The sequence below is a fragment of the Mesorhizobium sp. M4B.F.Ca.ET.058.02.1.1 genome, assembly GCF_003952505.1.
Classification (GTDB): Bacteria; Pseudomonadota; Alphaproteobacteria; order Rhizobiales; family Rhizobiaceae; genus Mesorhizobium.
In genome coordinates this window covers 601,475-618,382 of the sequence record NZ_CP034450.1, presented here as the reverse complement: position 1 = coordinate 618,382, position 16,908 = coordinate 601,475, and the positions used below count along the sequence as shown (strand labels likewise).

At 64.0% G+C, this 16,908-nt stretch carries 13 protein-coding genes and 1 pseudogene; 7 read left to right on the top strand and 7 right to left on the bottom strand.

Annotation, left to right across the window (positions count from 1 at the left end; genetic code table 11):
• Positions 1-53: 53 nt before the first annotated feature.
• Positions 54-2,477 (bottom strand): penicillin-binding protein 1A, encoded by a 2,424-nt coding sequence (locus EJ073_RS02995; protein ID WP_126054380.1) that lies wholly within the window; start codon positions 2,475-2,477, stop codon positions 54-56.
• A gap of 211 nt (positions 2,478-2,688) precedes the next feature.
• Positions 2,689-3,948, bottom strand: a complete 1,260-nt coding sequence (locus tag EJ073_RS02990) for an N-acetylmuramoyl-L-alanine amidase (RefSeq protein WP_126054379.1) — start codon at positions 3,946-3,948, stop codon at positions 2,689-2,691.
• A gap of 648 nt (positions 3,949-4,596) precedes the next feature.
• Between EJ073_RS02990 and EJ073_RS02985 the strand changes: the two are divergent.
• Positions 4,597-7,547 (top strand): annotated as a pseudogene (locus EJ073_RS02985) (Rne/Rng family ribonuclease).
• A 137-nt stretch (positions 7,548-7,684) separates the two neighbouring features.
• On the opposite strand, the gene EJ073_RS02980 reads toward EJ073_RS02985, so the two are convergent.
• Together EJ073_RS02980 and EJ073_RS02975 are read right to left on the bottom strand one after the other, a co-directional pair.
• Positions 7,685-8,614, bottom strand: coding sequence for a glutaminase (locus tag EJ073_RS02980; RefSeq protein WP_126054378.1), 930 nt, complete (start codon positions 8,612-8,614; stop codon positions 7,685-7,687).
• Positions 8,615-8,624: 10 nt separating this feature from the next.
• Positions 8,625-9,773, bottom strand: a complete 1,149-nt coding sequence (locus EJ073_RS02975) for an aminotransferase class I/II-fold pyridoxal phosphate-dependent enzyme (protein WP_126054377.1) — start codon at positions 9,771-9,773, stop codon at positions 8,625-8,627.
• 134 nt (positions 9,774-9,907) lie between these two features.
• On the opposite strand from EJ073_RS02975, the gene EJ073_RS02970 reads away from it, so the two are divergent.
• The 6 genes from EJ073_RS02970 (at position 9,908) to aat (ending at position 15,253) form a co-directional block, all read left to right on the top strand.
• Positions 9,908-11,317, top strand: coding sequence for a M48 family metalloprotease (locus EJ073_RS02970; protein WP_126054376.1), 1,410 nt, complete (start codon positions 9,908-9,910; stop codon positions 11,315-11,317).
• Between the two features lie 60 nt (positions 11,318-11,377).
• Positions 11,378-12,184 (top strand): DsbA family protein, encoded by an 807-nt coding sequence (locus EJ073_RS02965; protein ID WP_126054375.1) that lies wholly within the window; start codon positions 11,378-11,380, stop codon positions 12,182-12,184.
• A gap of 145 nt (positions 12,185-12,329) precedes the next feature.
• Complete coding sequence (gene aroQ, locus EJ073_RS02960) at positions 12,330-12,764, top strand: type II 3-dehydroquinate dehydratase (protein ID WP_126054374.1); 435 nt, start codon at positions 12,330-12,332, stop codon at positions 12,762-12,764.
• A gap of 26 nt (positions 12,765-12,790) precedes the next feature.
• Positions 12,791-13,255 (top strand): acetyl-CoA carboxylase biotin carboxyl carrier protein, encoded by a 465-nt coding sequence (gene accB, locus EJ073_RS02955; protein WP_126054373.1) that lies wholly within the window; start codon positions 12,791-12,793, stop codon positions 13,253-13,255.
• A gap of 8 nt (positions 13,256-13,263) precedes the next feature.
• Positions 13,264-14,607: an acetyl-CoA carboxylase biotin carboxylase subunit gene (gene accC, locus EJ073_RS02950; protein ID WP_126054372.1), complete on the top strand. Its 1,344-nt coding sequence runs from the start codon at positions 13,264-13,266 to the stop codon at positions 14,605-14,607.
• Between the two features lie 28 nt (positions 14,608-14,635).
• Positions 14,636-15,253: a leucyl/phenylalanyl-tRNA--protein transferase gene (gene aat, locus EJ073_RS02945; protein ID WP_126054371.1), complete on the top strand. Its 618-nt coding sequence runs from the start codon at positions 14,636-14,638 to the stop codon at positions 15,251-15,253.
• Between the two features lie 11 nt (positions 15,254-15,264).
• On the opposite strand, the gene EJ073_RS02940 is transcribed toward aat, so the two are convergent.
• The 3 genes from EJ073_RS02940 to EJ073_RS02930 form a co-directional block, all read right to left on the bottom strand.
• Entirely contained in the window at positions 15,265-15,651 is a 387-nt protein-coding gene (locus tag EJ073_RS02940; RefSeq protein WP_126054370.1) for a hypothetical protein, read from the bottom strand.
• Between the two features lie 86 nt (positions 15,652-15,737).
• On the bottom strand, positions 15,738-16,274 hold the full coding sequence (locus EJ073_RS02935) for a DUF2155 domain-containing protein (protein ID WP_126054369.1): 537 nt from the start codon (positions 16,272-16,274) through the stop codon (positions 15,738-15,740).
• A 126-nt stretch (positions 16,275-16,400) separates the two neighbouring features.
• The gene (locus EJ073_RS02930) at positions 16,401-16,799 is read right to left on the bottom strand and encodes an NADH:ubiquinone oxidoreductase subunit NDUFA12 (RefSeq protein WP_126054368.1); all 399 of its coding nucleotides are present in this window, start codon (positions 16,797-16,799) and stop codon (positions 16,401-16,403) included.
• Positions 16,800-16,908: the final 109 nt, after the last annotated feature.

The following is a 16,908-nucleotide window of genomic DNA, read 5'->3' as shown; positions in this document are numbered from 1 at the left end:
AAAGCAATAATGGCCGGCTGTGATCAGCCGGCCATTCCGTAGCCTCGCAGACGTCAGTAAAGTCCGCCGCCGCCATCCTGGATGGCCTGCGTGGCTTGCGGCGACAGCGCGCCGCCGGCGCCGTTCGAACCGTCGGCTCCCATGCCGATCACCCAATAGCTGTCGGCCGGGCCGGTGCCTGGCTTGAAAGCTTCGATGATCGTGCCCGCCTCGCCTTCGGCTGCCTTCATGCCGGTCTTGCGGTTGATGGCGATGAGCTTCATGCCTTCCGGAACCTGGAAGTCGACATTGGGCGTGCCGTCCAGCGCCACGCGCATGAAGTCCTTGAAGATGGGCGCCGCGAGGCCGCCACCGGTCGCGCCCTTGCCGAGACCCTTTGGCGTGTCGAAGCCCATATAGAGGCCGACAACCAGGTTCGGCGTATAGCCGATGAACCAGGCATCCTTCTCGTCATTCGTCGTGCCGGTCTTGCCGGCGATGTGACGCCCGAGTTCGGCGATGGTGGCGCCGGTGCCGCGCTGTACGACGCCTTCCATCATCGAGGTGATCTGGTAGGCGGTCATCGGATCGAGCACCTGCTCGGAATTGTCCACCAGCTCCGGCTCAGTCTGGTTCTTCCACTCAGCGGCGTTGCAGCCTTCGCAGCCGCGCTCGTCCTGCTTGAACACGGTCTTGCCATAGCGATCCTGGATGCGGTCTATCAGCGAGGGTTTGATCGACTTGCCGCCATTGGCCATGATCGAATAGGCCGACACCATGCGCATCACCGTCGTCTCGCCGGAGCCGAGTGCCATCGGCAGGTAGGGTGCAAGATGGTCATAGACGCCAAAGCGCTCGGCATATTCGACAACCAGCTTCATGCCCATGTCGTTGGCGAGCCGCACCGTCATCAGGTTGCGCGACTTTTCGATGCCGGAACGCAATGTCGCCGGACCGGCAGCGGTGCCGTCATAATTCTTCGGCGTCCATGTCGTGTTGCCGCTCTGGATGGTGATCGGGCCGTCCATGATCACCGAGGCCGGCGTGTAGCCATTGTCGAGCGCGGCCGAATAGACGATCGGCTTGAATGAGGAGCCCGGCTGACGCATCGCCTGGGTCGCCCGATTGAACTCCGATTGCGCATAGGAGAAGCCGCCCACCATGGCGAGTACGCGACCGGTGTGCGGATCCATGGCGACCAGGCCGCCTTCCACTTCCGGGACCTGACGCAGGCTGTAGGCGCTGTCCGAACCTTCGTTCTTCTGCACGAAGACGACATCGCCGGGCTGCAGCACGTCCGCCGGCGATTTTGCCTTGACGCTCTTGCCGTCAACGATGTGACGCATGGCAAATCCCATGTCGTCCTTGCTGACGGTGCCTTCGACGCGCTCCTTGACGATGTCGCCCGAGACCTGACGCGCCGGTTGCAGGCCGATGGAGAGGCCGGTGTCGGAACTGTCAAGCACCACGGCAAGCGCCCACTCGGGCACGTCCTCCAGACCCTTGACGTTGCCGAGCGGCACGCCCCAGTCGCCGGAAACGTCGATGTGGGTCACTGGTCCGCGATAGCCGCGCAGTGTGTCGTACTTCAGCAACCCGTTCTGCATCGCCTTGCGGGCAATGAGCTGTATCTTCGGGTCAAGCGTCGTGCGCACCGAAAGACCGCCCTCGTAGAGCGCATTCTCGCCGTAGCGGGCGATGATCTGGCGGCGCACTTCCTCGGTGAAATACTCGCCTGCGAACAGGTATGAGCCGTTGCGGCGTGGCGTCACGCCAAGCGGCTCGGCCTTGGCCTTGTCGCCTTCCTCGCGCGTCACATAGCCGTTCTCGACCATCTGGTCGATCACCCAGTTGCGGCGCTCCAGCGCGCGGTCGGCATGCTTGAAGGGGTGATAGTTGTTGGGGCCTTTCGGCAGCGAGGCGAGATAGGCCGCCTCTGCCACCGTGAGCTCGTTGACCGACTTGTCGAAATAGGTCAGCGCCGCGCCGGCCACGCCATAGGCGCCGAAGCCGAAGAAAATCTCGTTGAGATAGAGCTCGAGGATGCGGTCCTTCGAGTAGGCCTGCTCGATGCGAAAGGCCAGGATCATCTCCTTGATCTTGCGCTCGTAGGTCTGGTCCGAGGTGAGCAGGAAGTTCTTCGCCACCTGCTGGGTGATCGTCGAGGCACCGACCTGGCGTCTGCCCGACCCAAAATTCTGCAGGTTGACGATGATGGCGCGGCCGAGGCCGGTCACGTCAATGCCGGGATGGTTGTAGAAATTCTTGTCCTCGGCCGAGAGGAAGGCGGCCTTCACACGATCCGGGACCGCCTGGATCGGCAGATAGAGACGGCGCTCGCGCGCATATTCAGCCATCAGCGAGCCATCCGACGCATGGCCAGCCTCGTAGTCGGGCAGATCCTTCGCCAGATGGCTGATGTAGATCGCCACGCCGGCGGCCACGATAAGGGCCAGCGTCGTTCCGATGCCGAAGAAATAGCCGATGAGACGAATCATGCCCGCTCCAGTCCGTGGTTCGGGAATTTCCTAAACGAAGCCGCCTTTGGCGCAAGCTTCCGGGACGGTCCCAATCCGCAATGGAAAACCCATGTCGCCACCATGTGGACAAAATACGGCAGCACCGGGTTTTCGGCTTCCCTCTCGGGAAATTATAGCGCCGGGTGTTGTCGCCGTGCAACGCCGCCTCTGGTTGCAGGCGGCAGCCACCTCAGCCTCCGGTCCCCGTTCCGGCCTTGGCTGATGCGAACAGCGCGACGGCGTTGGTTATGCTCTGCGCGGCCTTGCCGCGCCAGTCGGCGCTGAGCAGTTGCGCTTCGTCCTTGGCGTTGGAGAGATAGCCCAGCTCGACCAGCACTGAAGGCACGTCAGGCGCCTTCAGCACCTTGAACCCGGCAGAGCGCTGCGGATTGTTGATCAGGCCGACGCTGGTCGAAAGCTGCCCGACCAGCGTATGGGCAAAGCTCATCGAGAAGCTGTGGGTCTCGCGGCGGATCAGGTCGATCAGGATGTCGGTCACTTCCTTGTTGTCGTCCTTGATCTCCATGCCGGCGAACTGGTCGGAGAGGTTCTCGCGATCGGCGAGCGCCTGCGCCTCGGGATCGGAAGCCTTGTCGGAGACGGTGTAGACGGTGGCGCCGCGAATGCCCTTGACGCTGATCGTGTCGGCGTGGATCGATATCAGCAGGTCGGCCTCATGCTGGCGGGCGATGCGCACCCGGTCGTCCAGCCGCAGGAACTCGTCCGTCTCGCGCGTCATGAACACATCGTATTTGCCGACCGCGACGAGCTGGTCGCGCAACTCGGTGGCGAAGGCGAGCGTGACATTCTTCTCGATGGTGCCGTTGAGACCCTCGGCGCCGCCGTCGACGCCGCCATGGCCGGGATCGATGACGACGGTGAAGCGATGGCCGGGATTGGAGATCGGCCCGGTTCCGACCCTGCCGCCCTTGTCGGTTGACACCGTCGAGCCGGTGGTCAACGCCTGGTTGGCGAGCGCGGCATCGAATTCCCGCGCGGAGGCCGCCGATATGTCGATGGCGATGCGATAGCCGCCGCCGTCGTCGTTCTTGAGTACGTCGAGCTTGTCGACCGCAAACGGCCCCTTGCTGGTGAGGATCAGCCGTGACCCCTCACCCTGATCGCCGTAGCGTACAGCCCGGACCAGGCCGCGCGCCTTCACATCCTTGGCACTCATGGCGAATCTGGTGCGCGGCAGGTCAACGACGAGGCGATTGGGGCCGCGCAGCAGGAACCATTTAATGTCGGGCTCGCGGTCGAAAGTCATGACGATGCGCATCTTGGTGGCATCGCCGGCCATCTTGTAGCTGGTGGCGCCGAGCGGCGCGTCTCCGGCGCGGGAAACGCCCGACAGGCCGAGGAAAACCGCCATAAGCAAAAACGCGCAGGCCGCATGCAAGACAGGCCAGGCTGCGCAACGACCCTTGTTTGCGGTGCCTGCCAGTCCCATGTTCTTTCAGTTGCTCCCGGTTTGGCGCCAGGCGCCGGTCGTTGCATCGAAGTGCCGGCAAGGCCGCGAACTCGATTAACGATTGGTATCCAGAGAAGGTTAACCAAGCCTTTTCGCGCAAGGAATTGAAGGCCGGGCTTCCCTTAGGGAACTCCTTTTTGCCGGCATCCGAAATCGGGGTTGCCTTCCCTGCCGCCAAATCATAAAAGCGATGGTGGATCACTGCAATCCTGGAACCGCTTCCTCCGCAGCTTCCTGCTACAGGTCAGATGAAAGGCGGCTCCTTTCGCTTCCAGCGAAAAGGCTTCAGGTGATCGCGACGAATTTCGCAGGCGTGCGCCCGTGGCGGGGGAATCGCTTGCGTGAGGAAAACGGCCGGGGTGTCCCGCGCCGGCTCTGTATGAGCAAACAAGCTGGTCCGGTTCGTCCGGGCTTTGGTTCAAAAGGTTCTGCTGGTGCCAATGGCTTCAAGCGCAATCATGGAAAGGTCCGCAGCAAACCGCGCCATCGTGGCTGCGGGCGGCACCGCCATGGCGCTCAAGCGGCGGCCGGCGGACGTTCAATTGTCCGGCATCCATGTTCCAGGACCGAAGCAGCGGGCTTTGCCCCGCAAGCTGCGGCTGGCGGCTGCCGGGAGGAAACGAAATAATGCCCAACAAGATGCTGATAGACGCCTCCCACCAGGAGGAAACACGCGTTGTCGTCATTCGCGGTAACCGTATTGAAGAATTCGACTTTGAATCCCAGGACAAGAAGCAGCTCAAAGGAAACATCTACCTCGCCCGCGTAACGCGCGTCGAACCGTCCCTTCAGGCAGCTTTTGTCGAGTATGGCGGCAACCGTCACGGTTTCCTCGCCTTCAGTGAAATCCACCCCGACTACTATCAGATCCCGGTCGCCGACCGTCAGGCACTGTTGCGCGCGGAAGCGCAGGAGGCCGAGGACGAAGACGATGAGGACGGCGACGGCGAGGAGCACCAGGCCCGCGATCGCGGCCGGCGCGGTCGCCGGCGCGGCGGCAAGAACCGCGACCGTGGCGAACACAAGCGCGAGGCCAGCGCCGCCGGTTCCGAGGAGCCCGGCGACAGCGCCGCAGAGGTCGCAAGCGGCGAGGCTGCCGGTGAAAGCGGCGAAGAGGTCGTCGAGACGATCGCCGAGACCATCGAGATTCAGTCCAATGATGCCGACGCCGGCTCGCAGGATGGCGGCAAGGATCACGGCGGCGCGGAGCATGGCGACAATGCCACCGCGGACGACGGTGGCGAAACATCCGAGGGTGGCCCTACCTCGATCGCCGCTAGCGTCGAAGCCGACGTGATTTCCGAACCGGCCCCGCAAGCCGAACAGAACGGCGAAGCCCCCTCCAGCGACGATCGCGGCATGCTGGAAGAGGTGCAGTCCTCGCATCCGGACGACCACGAAATCGAATCGGTCGGCGCCGAGGATGCGCTTGAAGAGGTGCGCAACCGCCGCAAGCCGGTGCGCCGCCAGTACAAGATCCAGGAAGTCATCAAGCGCCGTCAGATCCTGCTGGTCCAGGTGGTCAAGGAAGAGCGCGGCAACAAGGGCGCCGCACTCACCACCTATCTGTCGCTCGCCGGCCGCTATTCGGTGCTGATGCCGAACACCGCGCGCGGCGGCGGCATTTCGCGCAAGATCACCAACGCCCAGGACCGCAAGCGGCTGAAGGAAGTCGTCGCCGACCTCGAAGTGCCGCAGGGCATGGGCGTCATCCTGCGCACGGCCGGCGAGAGCCGCACCAAGGCCGAGATCAAGCGCGATTATGAATATCTGATGCGGCTTTGGGAGAATGTCCGCAACCTCACTCTGCAGTCCACGGCCCCTGCCCTGGTCTACGAGGAAGGCAGCCTGATCAAGCGCTCGGTGCGCGACCTCTATAACAAGGATATCGACGAGATCCTGGTCTCCGGCGAGGACGGCTATCGCGAGGCCAAGGACTTCATGCGCATGCTGATGCCGAGCCACGCCAAGGTGGTTCAGCCCTATCGCGACACCACCCCGATCTTCGTGCGCAACGGCATCGAGGCGCAGCTCGACCGCATGCTGCAGCCGCAGGTGACGCTGAAGAGCGGCGGCTACATCATCATCAACCAGACCGAGGCGCTGGTCTCTATCGACGTCAATTCGGGTCGCTCCACAAAGGAGCACTCGATCGAGGACACGGCGCTCCACACCAATCTGGAAGCCGCCGAGGAAGTCGCCAGGCAACTCAGGCTGCGCGACCTTGCCGGCCTGATCGTCATCGACTTCATCGACATGGAGGAGAACCGCAACAACCGCTCCGTCGAGAAGCGGCTGAAGGATCACCTCAAGAACGACCGCGCCCGCATCCAGGTTGGCCGCATCTCGCATTTCGGCCTGATGGAGATGTCGCGCCAGCGCATCCGCGCCAGCGTGCTGGAATCTACCATGAAGCCCTGCCCGCATTGCGGCGGTACCGGCCATGTGCGTTCCGACTCCTCGGTAGCGCTGATGGTGGTCAGGGCGATAGAGGAATTCCTGCTCAAGGATTCGCGCAGCCACATCACGGTCCGCACGCCGGCAGCGACCGCGCTTTATGTGCTCAACCACAAGCGCGGCACGCTGGTCGAACTCGAAAGCCGCTTCGGCCTGACCATCACGATCGAGGCCGACGACACGGTCGGCGCGCAGCACTATGCGATCTTCCGTGGCGCGATCGCCGAAAAGCCCGAGGGCTTCGTCGAAGTGCGCAGTCTGCCGGCCTATGTCGAGCCGGAGGAGCCCGAGGACGAGATCGTCATCGAGGACGAGGAGGAGGCGCCCGCCCAGGCGGAACAGCCGCGCCAGTCCCAGCAGCAGCCGCAGCAGCAGAGGTCCGGTGAGGACGGCGAAGGCCGTGACCGCAAGCGCCGCAAGCGCCGCCGGCGGCGCGGCGGCAAGGATCGCGATCGCGAGCACGGCGAGCGCGAGCATGGCGCTGGAGTAGTCTCAACGCCGGCGCCGGCGGATAGCGTTTCCGCCGCCGCGAGCAACGAGGCAGCCGAAGCGGGCGATGAAGCTACGGTCGGCATTGGCGAAACGGCCGAAGCAGCGGAAGACAGCCACGGCAAGAAGCGCCGGCGCGGCAAGCGCGGCGGCAAGCGCAATCGCCGCGAGGAGGGTGAAGACGCTGCCGATGCGGCCGCCGGCGAAGAGGTCGACGGCGTCGAAAACGTCGCGTCGGAAGACGAAACCGTGGTGGCCGAGACCGTGACCGCCGCGCCCGTCGAGGAGCCGGCCGTTCCTGCTCCCGCCAATGACGACGCGCCGAGTGCCGAAAAGCCGAAGAAGCCCAAGCGCGCCTCGAGGTCGAAGAAGACCGCGGAGGCCGCGGAGGCCGTTGTTGCGGAGACGGTAGCCGAGGCCGTGCCCGAGGCAACGATTGAACCCCCCCGGCTCCGGTCGAGGCGGCGCCTGCTGCTCCCTCCGAGGACGAGCCAGCCCGCCCGACCAGGCGCAAGCCCGCGTCGACAAATGCTCCGGCCGTGCCAGTGGTCTCGTCGAGCGTTGCCGATGAGACAAAAACCGAGGACAAGCCGAAGCGCGCCGGCTGGTGGCAGCGGAAAGGCTTCTTTTAAGCCTTTCAAAGGTTTGGAGTAGTTTCTTGACCAAAAGAAATCCCGCGTCGTCAAAAACGGCGCGGGATTTTTTTGTGGTTATGCCGCCGTGGTCCAAGCCTTGAAGTCAGGCCGGCACAACCTGAATGTCGGCAGCCCTAAGGCGCGAAGATCGACCAGTTCATCATCTTCGCCAGCCTCTCCAGCGCGATCGAGCCCAGCTTGGAATTGCCGTTGGCATTGAGGCCAGGCGACCAGACCGCGAGCGAAGCCGTCCCCGGCACGATCCCCAATATGCCACCGCCGACGCCGCTTTTGCCGGGGATGCCGACGCGGAAGGCGAAATCGCCGGATCCGTCATAGTGGCCGCAGGTCAGCATCATCGCACCGATGCGGCGCGCCCGCTCGGCCGACACCACCGAATGCCCGGTCGCCGGGTTCTTGCCGCCATTGGCAAGGAAGCGGCCGGCCATTGCCAATTGCCGGCAGCTCATGGCAACGGCGCAATGGTGGAAATAGACACCCAGCGCCAGTTCCGGCGCATGGTGGAGATTGCCAAAGGATTTCATGTAGTTAGCTAAAGCGAAATTGCGGTAGCCGGTGGCACGTTCGGAGGCCGCCACCTCGCGGTCGATGATGATGGTGTCATCGTCGGCCAGGAACTGGATGAAGCGCAGGATCTCGCCGATCGCTTCGCGCGGCTGGTGGCCGGCGAGCAATATGTCCGAAACGACGATGGCGCCGGCATTGATGAACGGGTGGCGCGGAATGCCGTTCTCATGCTCGAGCTGGACGATCGAGTTGAACGGATTGCCCGACGTCTCGCGTCCGACGCGCTGCCACAGCGCATCGCCGACATTGCCGAGCGCCAGCGTCAGCGTGAACACCTTGGAAATGCTCTGGATGGAGAAGGCTTCCTCGGCGTCGCCGGCAAGCAGCACGCGGCCGTCATTGGTGACCGCCGCGATGCCGAACTTCTTCGGGTCGACCTTGCCGAGCTGCGGGATATAGGTGGCGACGTCGCCGCGATCCGTGCGCTCGGCCATTTCGGCGGCGACTTCGGCAAGCGCCTGTTCGAGTTCCGGCATGGTCTCCCCGCTATTTCAGCCAGCGCTCGATGCGCGCCATCGCCTCGACCATGTCGTCGTGGCTGCCGGCATAGGAAAAGCGCATGGTGCGATGACCTTGAAGCGGATCGAAGTCGCGGCCGGGCGTTGCCGCCACGTGCGCCTCGGCAAGCATGCGACGCGCGAAGGCCATGCTGTCATTGGTGTGCCTTGTGACATCGCAGAAGGCGTAGAAGGCGCCGTCCATGGGTGCCGCGAGCGCGAAGCCGAGCTCCGGCAGCCGCTTCATCAGCAGCTCGCGGTTCCAAGCGTAGCGCGCCTTCACCGCCTCCAGCTCCTCTGTCGCCTTGAACGCTTCGATCGCGGCGATCTGCGACAGTTCCGGCGGCGATATATAGAGGCTCTGGGCGATGCGCTCGACCGGACGCACCAGTGGTTCCGGCAGCACCATCCAACCAATGCGCCAGCCGGTCATGCAATAGTATTTCGAGAACGAATTGATCACCGTTACGGCCGAGCCGTAGGCGAGCGCCGTCGTGTCCGGCGCGGCATAGGCGAGCCGGTGGTAGATCTCGTCGGAAATAACGGCGATGCCGAGTTCTTCGGCCGTCGAAACCAGCGCGGCGAGCTCGTCGGCCGGAATCACCGCACCGGTCGGATTGGCCGGACTGGCGAACAGCACCCCCTTCAGCGGCCCTTCGCGGTGCGCGGTCCTCAGATGCTCGGCATGAAGATATGCATCGCCGCCGAGTTCGATCTCGACGATCTCGATACCGAGTGCGGCCATGATGTTGCGATAGGCTGGATAGCCTGGCGCGGCGATCGCGACACGGTCGCCTGGATCGAACATCGCGAGGAAAGCCAGGTTGAAGGCGGCGGACGATCCGGTGGTGACGGCGATTCGCGCCGCCGGGACATGTATCCCGTAATGGTCGCCATAGTGCCTTGCGATAGCCTGGCGCAGATCGGCCAGACCCAGCGCGTCGGTGTAGCCGATGCGCCCGACCTTCAGGGCATTCGCAGCGGCCTGCCGCACGCCGGCCGGCGCCGGGTCGGACGGCTGCCCGACCGCCATCGAAACCACCGGCGCCCCGGTCGCCTTCAACCGGTTGGCCTCGGCCAGAATATCCATGGCGTGGAACGGCTCGACCTCGCCGCGGCGCGAAAGCGAAACAATCATTTTCAAATCCAACACGCCAGGATCCGCCCTGGCCGCGCCGCACAAATGCCCGATTGATGTGGGGATCACAAGCGCAGGAAGTTTTCGGTGCCGACTTTTCATCCTCCGCCCGCTCGTCTACCAGTGGACCTGTCATGTTGAGCCGACCCAGATCGACCACTGCCAGATCGACCGTTGCAAGGACCGCGCGCGGCTTCGCCACGCTTTTGCTTGCGGCCGCCGTCGCGGTCTCCGGCTCGGTCAGCGCATTTGCGCAAAACGTCCCCATCGTGCGCGACGCCGAGATCGAGGCACTGGTACGCGACTACGCGCGGCCGATCTTCAAGGCGGCTGGGCTGGCCAATGACGGCATCGATATCGTGCTGGTCAACGATCCGAGCTTCAATGCCTTCGTTACCGGACGCCGCATGTTCATCAACACCGGCGCGCTGATGACGGCGGAAACGCCCAACGAGATCATCGGCGTCATGGCTCACGAGGCCGGCCATATCGCCGGCGGCCACCAGCAGAAGCTGCGCGACCAGCTCGAGCGCGCCAAGACGATGGCCATCATTGCCACGCTGCTCGGCGCTGGCGCCATGGTGGCCGGCGCCACCACCAACAGCCGTGGGCTGGCCGGCGCCGGCATGGGCGTCGCGGCGGGCGGCGGCGAGATGGCGCAGCGCAGCATCCTGGCCTATCAGCGCACCGAGGAGACGACTGCCGATCGCTCGGCGATCAGCTACCTCAACGCCACCGGCCAGTCCGGCATGGGCATGCTGAAGACCTTTTCCCGCTTCCAGAACGCGCTGTCGCTGTCCGGCACGCAGGTCGACCCTTACCGGATAAGCCACCCGATGCCGCAGGAGCGCATCGCCAACCTCGAGGCGCTGGTCAAGCAAAGCCCCTACGTCGACAAGCTCGACCCGCCGGCTCTGCAGCAGCGGCATGACATGATGCGCATCAAGATCGCCGCCTACATGCAGGGACAGGCGGCCGCCTCGCGCCTGATGCGCAAGAATCCGGGCAGCCTCGCCTCGCGCTACGGCGAGGCGCAGCTCGCCTATCTTTACGGCAACCTCAATGCCGCGCTCGTCAAGACGTCCGCACTGATCAAGGAACAGCCGAAGAACCCCTATTTCCAGGAACTGCGCGGCGACATCCTGATGAAGGCGAACAAGCCCAAGGATGCCGCTGACGCATATGCCAAGGCGGTCAGCCTCGATCCCGCGAGGTCCGGGCTGCTGCCGGTCTCGCTCGGCCAGGCTCTGATGGCGATCGGCACGCCGGATGCCCTGAAAAAGGCCGTGGTGCAGATCAACAACGGTCTTGGGCGCGACAAGGAGAACGCCGTCGGCTACCGCTATCTGGCGCAGGCCTATGGCGAACTCGGCAACATACCGGCGGCGGACCTTGCCACGGCCGAAGGCCATTTCTATTCCGGCGACTACCGGAACGCGAAGATTTTCGCCATGCGCGCGCAACAGAAGATGAAGCGCGGCGAGCCTGGCTGGCTTCGCGCCCAGGATATCATAAACTACGGGCCTTCGGGCAAAACCAAGTGAACCTTCCGGCCGCTCCGGGCAACGGAAGCGGACTGGAACAGGCAAAAGGGATCGAGGATCATGAACAAGGCAATCTTGCTTGGCACGACGGGTGTGGTGGCCGCCCTTGCCATGCTGGCGGTCGGCTTCGTCGCCGGCAGCCCTCAGGCGGCCAAGGCCGACACGACGCAGGTCGTCCAGGCCGCCGCGCCCTCGGACAGCAAGATCGACCGGGCCGAGGTCGAGGGCATCATCCGCGACTACCTCCTCAAGAACCCGGAAGTGCTGCTCGAGGTGCAGGAGGCGCTGGAGGCCAAGCAGAAGGAAGAGCAGCGCATTGCCGCCCTCGGCGTCATCAAGAACGCCAAGGACGAGATCTTCAACTCCGCCTTTGACGGCATCGTCGGCAATCCGAACGGCAAGGTCACCATCGTCGAATTCTACGATTACAATTGCGGCTTCTGCAAACGCGCCATCGAGGACATGCAGGCGCTGACCAAGGCCGACTCCGACCTGCGCTTCGTCCTCAAGGAATTCCCGATCCTCAGCCCGGATTCGCAAAAGGCCAGCGTCGTCTCCATGGCCTTCCATTTGATGATGCCGGAGAAATACGGCGAGTTCCACACCGCCTTGCTTGGCGGCCAGGGCCGCGCCACCGAGTCGATCGCCATCAAGATCGCGGTCTCGCTCGGCGCCGACGAGGCGAAGCTGCGCGAGAAGATGAAGGACCCCAGCATCAACGAAGCGCTGTCCCGGACCTATGATCTTGCCACCAAGCTGTCGATCACCGGCACGCCCTCCTATGTGGTCGGCAACGAGGTGGTGTTCGGCGCGCTCGGGAAGGATGTCCTTGCCGAAAAGATCGAGGCGGCGAAGGCCGCGCTCTGATCGGCCCCAAGCCCTTGCGGCGGGCGACTTTCCGCCCGCTGTGGACAGCGAAAGAACGCACTTGCGCTCTTTTCGCGGGCGTCTATGCCCATTATAGAAGCCCAGGGCGCCGGCTTGCGGCCGGCGCCGGGAAAGGTCAGCATTCTTGAAAACGGTTTTCGTCCTGAACGGTCCCAATCTCAACGCGCTCGGCAAGCGCGAGCCGGGCATCTATGGCGGCATGACGCTTGCCGCGATCGCCGAGGACTGCAAGAAGGCGGGCGCCGAGCTTGGGCTGGAGATCGACTTCCGCCAGTCGAACCATGAGGGCGACCTCGTCGACTGGATCCAGGAAGCCGGCGACAAAGCCGTCGGAATCGTCATCAATCCGGGCGCCTACAGCCACACCTCGATTGCCATTCACGACGCCATCCGCGCTGTCGCGCCGCTGCCCGTCGCCGAAGTCCATCTCTCCAACATCCATGCGCGGGAACCGTTCCGCCACGTCTCCATGGTCGCGCCGGTCGCCGTCGGCATGATCTGCGGGTTCGGGCCGCTCGGCTACACGCTCGCGCTGCAGGCGCTGGCGGCACGCCTTTGACCGGCCAACAAACAGAAGGCTCGAAAATGTCTATAAAGAAGACCGGTGTTGACCAGCAGCTGATCCGCGATCTGGCGGGCATACTGAACGACACCAATCTTACCGAGATCGAGGTCGAGCTCGGTGACCTGAAGGTGCGCGTGTCGCGTCAGTCGCAGACCGTGCACGCGGTGGCCGCTCCCGCGCCCGCTTATGCGCCGGCGGCGCCAGCTCAGCCCGCGGCTGCGGCCTCAGCGCCTGCAACGGCCGACCAGTCCAAGAACGCCGTGCCCTCGCCTATGGTCGGCACCGCCTACTTGGCGCCGTCGCCCGACGCCAAGCCGTTCATAGAGATTGGCCAGAAAGTCAAGGAAGGCCAGACGCTGCTGATCATCGAAGCGATGAAGACTATGAACCAGATCCCCTCGCCGCGCGCCGGCACGGTGACGGCGATCCTCTTCGAGGACGCCCAGCCGGTCGAATACGGCATGCCTCTCGTCGTCATCGAGTAGAGCCGGGAATGTTTCAGAAAATCCTCATCGCCAATCGCGGCGAAATCGCCCTCAGGGTGCTCCGCGCCTGCAAGGAACTCGGCATCCAGACCGTGGTGGTGCATTCGACGGCCGACGCCGACGCCATGCATGTCAGGCTTGCCGACGAGAGCGTCTGCATCGGCCCGCCGCCGTCGCGCGACAGCTATCTCAACATCCACCAGATCGTCGCCGCCTGCGAGATCACCGGCGCGGACGCGGTGCATCCGGGCTATGGTTTCCTGTCGGAGAACGCCAAGTTCGCCGACATCCTGGCCGCTCACAACATCACCTTCATCGGCCCGTCCGGCGACCATATCCGCGTCATGGGCGACAAGATCGAGGCCAAGCGCACCGCAAAACGCCTGGGCATCCCGGTCGTGCCGGGCTCCGACGGCGCGATCAGCGAAGAGAAGGAAGCCAAGCGCGTCGCCGCCGAGATCGGCTACCCCGTGATCATCAAGGCTTCGGCCGGTGGTGGCGGGCGCGGCATGAAGGTGGCGCGCAGCGAGGCCGACCTCGAGATCGCCCTGCAGACGGCGCGCTCGGAAGCCGGCGCCGCCTTCGGCGACGATGCCGTCTATATCGAGAAATACCTGGAGAAGCCGCGCCATATCGAACTGCAGGTGTTCGGCGACGGCGCCGGCCGCGGCGTCCATTTCGGCGAGCGCGACTGCTCGCTGCAGCGCCGTCACCAGAAGGTCTGGGAAGAGGCGAATTCGCCCGCGCTCAATGCCGAGGAACGCGCGCGCATCGGCGGCATCTGCGCCAAGGCCGTCGCCGATCTCGGCTATTCCGGCGCCGGCACCATCGAATTCCTCTACGAGGACGGCGAGTTCTATTTCATCGAGATGAACACCCGCCTGCAGGTCGAGCATCCGGTGACGGAAGCGATCACCGGCATCGACCTGGTGCATGAGCAGATCCGTGTCGCCTCCGGCGGCGGCCTCTCGGTCAGGCAGGAGGACATCAAGTTCAACGGCCACGCCATCGAATGCCGCATCAATGCCGAGGACCCGCGCACCTTCACCCCCTCGCCGGGCACGATCACCCATTTCCACACGCCGGGCGGGCTGGGCATCCGCGTCGATTCCGGCGTCTATTCCGGCTACAAGATCCCGCCCTATTACGACAGCCTGATCGGCAAGCTGATCGTGCACGGCCGCAACCGCGTCGAGTGTATGATGCGGCTGCGCCGAGCGCTGGACGAATTCGTCGTCGACGGCATCAAGACGACGCTGCCGCTGTTCCGCGACCTGGTCGGCAACCCCGACATCGCCAATGGCGACTACGACATCCACTGGCTGGAAAAATATCTGGCTAAAGAGGAATAGCCGCTGAACTTGCAGTTATAATGCCGCGATGACCCGTCCCTATGCGCCCGGCTATCGCATCCCGACCGACCTCTTGCTGAAGGCCTATGCCTCGGGCGTCTTCCCGATGGCCGAAAGCGCCAGCGATCCGGAAGTGTTCTGGGTGCGGCCGGAGACGCGTGGCATCATCCCGCTGGACAGGTTTCATACACCGCGCAGCCTGAAGAAGACGATCCGCAGACACCCCTTCGACATCCGCTATGATTTCGATTTCGAGGCGACAATCGACGGCTGCGCCGAGAGACGCGAGGAGCGCCGCTCGACCTGGATCAACGCGCCGATCCGCGAGGCTTACGTCGAACTCTATCGCCTCGGCCATTGCCATTCGGTCGAGGCCTGGCGCGAGGATCGGCTGGTCGGGGGCCTTTACGGCGTCTCGCTGGGGCGCGTCTTCTTCGGCGAAAGTATGTTCGCCAGGGAAACGGACGCCTCCAAGACCTGTCTTTATCACCTGGTCGAGCGCTTGAAGGCGCGCGGTTTCGCGCTGCTCGACACCCAGTTCACCACCGAGCACCTCAAGCGCTTCGGCGCCGTCGACGTGCCGCGCGGCCAGTATGAGAAGATGCTGGCCGAGGCCTTGAAGAGCGAAGCCATCTTCTCGCCATGAGGCCGTAGCGATCAGCCTTTTGCTGAAGCCTCTATCGGCGTTTGCGCATGGAACATCATCTTCCAGCCATTGGTTCGATGCACGTAGCCGGTGCTGACCAGCGCGTTGTAGATTTCGCCATTCTCGCGCGTCGCGTGCGCCTCGTAGGTCAGCATGACAATGTCGCTGCCGGGTTCGACCATGCCCTTTAGGTCGATGTCGAGATCGCGCCAGCGACGTGGCTTGCTGGCGGTTTTAGCCAGATCGGCATTGCTGATCGCATGCGCCATCTCCGGAAAGGCCACGAGGCATTCGGCATCGGCGTTGGCCGCATAGTAGGCCGCATCGCCGGTCCAGAATCCCCTTTCGAGGTCAAGCAATTCCTTCTTGCTGACCGTCATGTGCTTGGTTGCTGACATCGCAAGATCCTCCATGCGCAACAGTGCGCAATCGCTCTTTTGCCAACGTGTGGCGAACGAAGCGGTTCCCCGATTCTGCTGTTGGATCAGTTGGCCTCGCCGCTATCCGGCTCGGTCGCAGCCGGAGCGGCGGCGGCCTTCGGCTTGGACGTATCGACCTGTGACGCACCGGTCTTGGCGGCCTCGGGCGGCGGCACGTCCGACTTCTGCTTGCAACCCTTCAGCCAGACGTCATAGACGGCGTGCTCGACGGCGTTGAGGCCGGGGCTCTCGGCGAACATCCAGCCGGTGAAGATGCGGCGGATCTTGCGGTCGAGCGTGATCTCATCGACCTCGACGAAGGAATCGGTCTTCGGCTCCTCCGTCTCCGGCCGCGAATAGCAGATGCGCGGCGTCACCTGCAAAGCGCCGAACTGCACCGTCTCGTCGATATAGACATCGAAGGTGATGATCCGGCCGGTGATTTTGTCGATGCCGGCGAACTCGGCGACCGGATTGGTGATGCGCTCGGCAGCCACCGGCGCCGCCGGCGTCTGCGCAGCGGCAACCGTCACCGTGCAGGCGGCGACAGCGGCTGTTGCCGCGGCCGCGGCGCCCAACGAGATTCGGCTGAAGATGCTCATGCGGGATACCGGTGGTTGCGCCCGGAGTGATTCTTGCTCGCCCAAGGCTAGTCGCCGTTTTCAGATCAGCAAGCAGCTAAACGTCAATTGTGGCGACAAAGGACCGATCAGCACCTCGGCCGCCGATTACGAGCCGGGCGTCCAGGCGTCGTAGTCGCCGGTCACTTGCGGGCGGTGCTGGTTGGTCAGCACCGAGCCCTGCGGACGGTAGGCCGCAGGGCTGCCGGTGAGATTCGGCAAATGCGGCTTCTGCCATTCGCGCGGACGATAGTCGTCGCTCGGCGGCGCCACATCGACGCGATGATGAATCCAGCCGTGCCAGCCCGGCGGGATCTTCGAGGCTTCCGAATAGTCCCGGTAGATGACCCAGCGACGGGTGCGGCCTTCTGAATCGATGCCGCCCTCGTAATAGACGTTGCCGGCTTCGTCCTGGCCGACCTTCCTGCCGTGGCGCCATGTGTGGAACCGCGTTCCCAGCGTCTGGCTGTTCCACCAGGTGAAAAACTGCGTAAGGAAAGCTTTCATCCAAGTCCTCGCGGCGGCAGCGGCTGCGCCTTTCTCCTGCTTATGGCGTCACGCAATCGCGAAGGCAAGGGTTTTGCCGTGGGGCGCAATGTAAATGGTTCGTGCGCTA

Excerpts from the sequence above, each read along its gene's own strand:
- EJ073_RS02930 (WP_126054368.1), bottom strand. The coding sequence starts at position 16,799 with ATGAAAGCTTTCCTTACGCAGTTTTTCACCTGGTGGAACAGCCAGACG.
- EJ073_RS02935 (WP_126054369.1), bottom strand. The coding sequence starts at position 16,274 with ATGAGCATCTTCAGCCGAATCTCGTTGGGCGCCGCGGCCGCGGCAACA.
- aat (WP_126054371.1), top strand. The coding sequence starts at position 14,636 with ATGACCCGTCCCTATGCGCCCGGCTATCGCATCCCGACCGACCTCTTG.
- EJ073_RS02970 (WP_126054376.1), top strand. The coding sequence starts at position 9,908 with ATGTTGAGCCGACCCAGATCGACCACTGCCAGATCGACCGTTGCAAGG.
- EJ073_RS02965 (WP_126054375.1), top strand. The coding sequence starts at position 11,378 with ATGAACAAGGCAATCTTGCTTGGCACGACGGGTGTGGTGGCCGCCCTT.
- EJ073_RS02990 (WP_126054379.1), bottom strand. The coding sequence starts at position 3,948 with ATGGGACTGGCAGGCACCGCAAACAAGGGTCGTTGCGCAGCCTGGCCT.
- EJ073_RS02995 (WP_126054380.1), bottom strand. The coding sequence starts at position 2,477 with ATGATTCGTCTCATCGGCTATTTCTTCGGCATCGGAACGACGCTGGCC.
- EJ073_RS02980 (WP_126054378.1), bottom strand. The coding sequence starts at position 8,614 with ATGCCGGAACTCGAACAGGCGCTTGCCGAAGTCGCCGCCGAAATGGCC.
- accB (WP_126054373.1), top strand. The coding sequence starts at position 12,791 with ATGTCTATAAAGAAGACCGGTGTTGACCAGCAGCTGATCCGCGATCTG.
- EJ073_RS02940 (WP_126054370.1), bottom strand. The coding sequence starts at position 15,651 with ATGTCAGCAACCAAGCACATGACGGTCAGCAAGAAGGAATTGCTTGAC.
- EJ073_RS02975 (WP_126054377.1), bottom strand. The coding sequence starts at position 9,773 with ATGATTGTTTCGCTTTCGCGCCGCGGCGAGGTCGAGCCGTTCCACGCC.
- accC (WP_126054372.1), top strand. The coding sequence starts at position 13,264 with ATGTTTCAGAAAATCCTCATCGCCAATCGCGGCGAAATCGCCCTCAGG.